The organism is Albidovulum sp. (assembly GCF_041919395.1).
Lineage (GTDB): Bacteria > Pseudomonadota > Alphaproteobacteria > Rhodobacterales > Rhodobacteraceae > Albidovulum.
Map to the genome: position 1 here is coordinate 1 of NZ_JAYRTX010000152.1, position 4362 is coordinate 4362.

Here is a 4362-nt window from a genome sequence, read left to right on the forward strand (position 1 = left end):
GCCGTGCGCGAGGCCTCCGACGGGCCAGAATTCCAGAAAATCGTGGAGCGCGAGACGGGGCTCAGGCTCTGGGTGATCGACGGGCGGGAGGAGGCGCGCCTTTCGGCGCAGGGCGTGCTTCTCGGCTGGCCGGAGGCAGAGGGGCTCGTCTGCGACATCGGCGGCAACTCGATGGAACTGGCCGAGGTATCGGGCGGGAAGGTCGGCCGGCGGGTGAGTTCGGCGCTCGGTCCCTTCCGGCTCCAGCAGGTGACGGGCGGCGGCAAGGGCATCCAGCGCTACATCGAGGCGACGATGGAAACGCTTGCCGAGACGGTCGGGCGCGGGCACGAGCGCATCTACCTGGTGGGCGGTTCGTGGCGCGCCTTCGCCCGGCTCGACATGGCGCGGCGCAACTACCCCCTCACGGTGCTGCACGAATACCGCATGGGGCCGCAATCGGTGCTGCAGACGGCGCACTGGATCGCCGAAAGCGACATTGCCGCGCTGAAGGCCAAGACGGGCACTTCGGAGGCCCGGCTCGGACTGGTGCCGCTCGCTGCGCGGGTGCTGCGCCAGCTTGTGCTGACCTTCCGGCCCAAAGAGATCGACGTGTCCTCCTACGGCATCCGCGAGGGGCTGCTTTACGAGCAGATGCCCGAGCGGCTGAGGATGCGAGACCCGCTGATCGAGGCCTGCCGCCATGCCGAGCGGACGATGGCGCGGATGCCGGGCTTCGGCAAGAAGCTCTACCAGTTCATCCTTCCGATCTTCGTCGACCTGCCGGAGTCCCGTCAGCGGGTCATCAAGGCGGCATGTCTCCTGCATGACACGACGTGGCGGGCGCATCCGGACTACCGTGCCGAGGCCTGTTTCGACAATGCGACACGCGCGAATCTCGGCGGACTCAGCCATCGCGAGCGGGTCTATCTGGGGTTGGCGCTGCTCCACCGCTACAAGAACTCGCGCTCGGGCTCGCGGATGGAACCGCTGTTCACGCTGCTCGATGCCCGGCAACTCCGCGAGGCCGAGGTGCTCGGCAAGGCCATGCGATTCGGCGCGATGTTCGCGGTCAGGTCGCCCGAGGATGCCGGTGAACTCTTGTGGCGACCGAAGAAGAAGGTTCTGGAACTGCGGCTCCGGGCCGGATTGCAGGCGCTGTTCGGTGAGGTGGCGGAAGCCCGTTTCAAGTCGCTCTGTGACGCGCTCGGCGCGACGGCGCGCGTCACCGTGGTCGCGGACTGATCAGAGCTCGATCTCGCCGTTCGGCCCCGGTGTGGGCAGGCCCTCGGGGCGCTTGCGACGGATGATGATGTCGCCGTTCGGCAGCATCTCCGGCGCCTCGTAGTTGCGGACATCGCCGATCATCTCGACCAACTGGCCGAGCATCGGCCCGATCTCCTCCATCGCGTCGCCCAGGCCCTTGTGCATGTCCTTCAGCGCGGGCTCCATCTCGTCGATGAGCGATCGCAGGATGATCCTCGCACCCTCCTCCAGAAGGCTGAACCCTTCCTCGGGCGAGGCGGGCGGATCTTCGGCGCCGGCGGGCGCGGCCGCGAGCATCAGGGCGACAAGGGCGGGAGCGATGCGGGTCATGACGCGAATATAGTCCCTCCACCGCCGGTTTCACAGCCGGAAGGTCAAAGATCGACGTCGATGGTGACGGGGAAGTGGTCCGACGCGGTCAGGAGCGCCTCCCTCAATTCCGGCACGCGGTAGCAGCCGGGGTCGTCGAACGGATGCCAGATTCGCCACTTCGGCCCCTTCGCGCGGATGTCCGGCGACACCATGATGTAGTCCAGCAGCGCCGAGAAATAGGCGCCCTTGTCGTCGAGGTAGAACCGCGCGGTCGAGGGCATCGCGGCAAGCTTCTTGCCGAAGGCCACGCGGGCGTGGGGATCGAAAAGGCGCGTCTCGTGCGGCTCGTCCCAGCCGAGGACAATCTCCACCCCCGATCGACCGAAGAGCTTCTCGTATTCGTCGATCCCGGGGCCGTCGTTGAAATCGCCCATCACGATCAGGCTTTCCTTCGCGCGCAGGTGTTCCAGCACCCGTTCGCGGAGCCAGATGCACTGGGCAAGCTGCTTGCGGCGGTTCTCGATGGCGAGCCGCTTGACCTGCGCCTCGCTTTCCGCGCCGTGCGGCGCCTTCGATTTCACGTGAACGCCGATCAGGCGCAGCCGCGCGCCGGCCGCCGTGGTCACCGCGACTTCCAGCGGCGGCTTGGAGAAGCGCACGGTGTCGAGTGTCCTGTCGATGTTCAGGTCGATCCGGTAGCTGGTGTCGAAGCGCGGGGTCGAGACACCCTCCACCGGCTCGTCGGGCAGCCCGATCGGATCGTGCTCGGCCGAGAGCTTGTCAGGATCGTAGAGCAGGGCGATTTCCTGCTGGGTCTCGTTCTCGTAACCCAGAAGTGCCTTGCGGGTGCGCAGGCCGTACCGGGCGGCGAAGGCTTCCAGCATGGCCACCGTCTTGTGCCGGCGGTTGTTGTCGGGCGCCTCGATGATCATCACGGCATCCGCGTCCATCGCGGTGAAGACGATGCCGAGCGAGCCGAGCTGGTCGGCGCGGGTCACATTGTAGCGCGCCGACCAGCCGCCGTCCTCCAGCATGACGCCGTTGCGGTCGAAGAGATTGGAAAACCACTCGACGTTGTAGGTTGCCAGCCGCATCGCCTCAGGCCGCCTTGCGCGCCTGGATCTCCTCCCAGGCGCGGTTGATGTCGACAAGCCGCTGTTCGGCCATCTTCAACGCCTCCTCCGGCAGGCCCCGCGCACGCATCCGGTCGGGGTGGCTGTCGCGCACCGCCTGCCGCCAGGCCGCGCGCACCTCCTCGATCGGGGCGCCATGCGGCACGCGGAGAACGTCGTAGGGGTCGCGCGGCGCGTCGGGCACGAGACGGGTCAGAAGCGACCGGAAGCAGCGGTCGTCGACGCCGAAGATTCGGGCCACTTCGCGCAGGAAGGCGTCCTCGTGCGGGTGATAGTCGCCATCGGCCATGGCGATGTGGAAGAGCCCCTCCATGAGGTCCACAAGCACCGGGTCCCCCGGCCCGAACATGGCGGCGATCTTGCCCGCGTAGAGGTCGAAGCCGGCCACATCCTGCCGGGCGAGGTTGAAGACGCGCGCCGCGTTCTCCTCCTCCGCCGGCGGGATCGCGAAGACCTCGCGGAAGGCGGTCACCTCGTTGCGCGTCACCTGGCCGTCGGCCTTGGCCATCTTTGCGCCGAGCGCGATCACCGCGATGGTGAAGCCGACCGACAGTTCCGGTGGCGTCTTCAGCCTGTCGAAGACGGACGCGAGCCCCTCGCCCTTGGCAAGGGCGGCAATCGCGTCGGAGATGCGGGTCCAGATCGACATGGACCCACTCTAGCCGCAGCGCAGCGTTCTGTCATCCGGCCGGGACGTGCGGCAATTCAACCCTCAGCCGAGCTTCTTCATCATCAGCACGAGGTCGAGCCAGCGGTCGAACTTGCGCCCCGCCTCGGGATAGCGTGCCGATACGTCGAAGCCGATGCGGGCGTGGAAATCGATGCCGGTCGTGTTCTCGCCCGAGACGCCGGCAAAGAGCGTATGCGCACCCCCGGCCCGCGCATGGGCCTCCACCCGGTCCATGAGCGCGCGGCCAGCGCCGCGGCCGCGAAGCTCGGGCGGCAGCAGGATCGTGTGCTCCATCGCATGTGCGTAGCCCGGGCCGCTGCGGAACTGGTCGTAGCTCGCAAAGCCGATGGCCGTGCCCTCGCGGGCGACGAAGAACTCGCGTCCCGCCGCCCGCCGCGCCTTGATCATAGCGGACAGGCTTTCCTCGGTCTTGAGAACCGTGGTGAAGGTAATCGTCGTCTCGCGGATGATGCCGTTCCAGAAGGCGGCGAGCTGCGGCAGGTCCTCCGCCTCGGCCGGTCGCAGGATCATTCGATCCACCAGTCGCCGTGCGGCGTGGAAATCTCGGCGCGGATCGCCTTCGGGCCCACGACAATGGAGATGCGCGGGTCGGACAGAGGGACAAGCGGGCGGAGACGGTCTGCCTTCGGATGCGCAATCTCGAGCCGCCGCAGGCGGCAGCCGCGGTCGGGCAGCGCTGCGGCCGGGTGACGGTCGCCCTGCCACTCGATGAGGGCCGGAAAGGCATCGTCGAAGGGAAGCCGGCCGTCCTCCGGCACGCCCATGCGCCAGCGATAGGGGCCGCGCTCAAGCGCGACCGGCAGCCCCGCACCCGGCGGCGCGGCGGCAAGCGCCGCGGCAAGATCGTCGGTCCGCAGGACCCAGTTCGTCAGCCGCGGCGGCCCGGTGAAGGTGTCGAGCCGGAACCATCGCGGGCGCTCCGGTCCGGGCGCCTCGGGGTCGATGGCGATGACTTCGAGATACTCGCCGGGACCGAGGCTC

General features: G+C 68.1%; 6 protein-coding genes. 1 reads left to right on the forward strand and 5 read right to left on the reverse strand.

Going from position 1 to position 4362, the window contains the following annotated elements:
- The coding region (locus ACMUOO_RS16520; protein ID WP_413855747.1) for an exopolyphosphatase at positions 1-1224 on the forward strand (1224 nt) is incomplete at its 5' end.
- Here ACMUOO_RS16520 and ACMUOO_RS16525 read toward each other — a convergent pair.
- The 5 genes from ACMUOO_RS16525 to ACMUOO_RS16545 all read right to left on the reverse strand — a co-directional run.
- Entirely contained in the window at positions 1225-1575 is a 351-nt protein-coding gene (locus tag ACMUOO_RS16525; protein WP_301919020.1) for an AAA+ family ATPase, read from the reverse strand. It abuts the gene before it with no gap.
- A gap of 44 nt (positions 1576-1619) precedes the next feature.
- The gene (locus tag ACMUOO_RS16530) at positions 1620-2651 is read right to left on the reverse strand and encodes an endonuclease/exonuclease/phosphatase family protein (RefSeq protein WP_301919021.1); all 1032 of its coding nucleotides are present in this window, start codon (positions 2649-2651) and stop codon (positions 1620-1622) included.
- A 4-nt stretch (positions 2652-2655) separates the two neighbouring features.
- Positions 2656-3339 carry a molecular chaperone DjiA gene (locus ACMUOO_RS16535; RefSeq protein WP_301919022.1) on the reverse strand — a complete coding sequence of 228 codons (684 nt, stop codon included), beginning with the start codon at positions 3337-3339 and terminating at the stop codon, positions 2656-2658.
- Positions 3340-3402: 63 nt separating this feature from the next.
- Complete coding sequence (locus tag ACMUOO_RS16540) at positions 3403-3891, reverse strand: GNAT family N-acetyltransferase (protein WP_301919023.1); 489 nt, start codon at positions 3889-3891, stop codon at positions 3403-3405.
- A partial coding sequence (locus ACMUOO_RS16545) for a VOC family protein (protein WP_413855748.1) occupies positions 3888-4362 on the reverse strand: 475 nt, incomplete at its 5' end. The genes ACMUOO_RS16545 and ACMUOO_RS16540, both read right to left, overlap by 4 nt.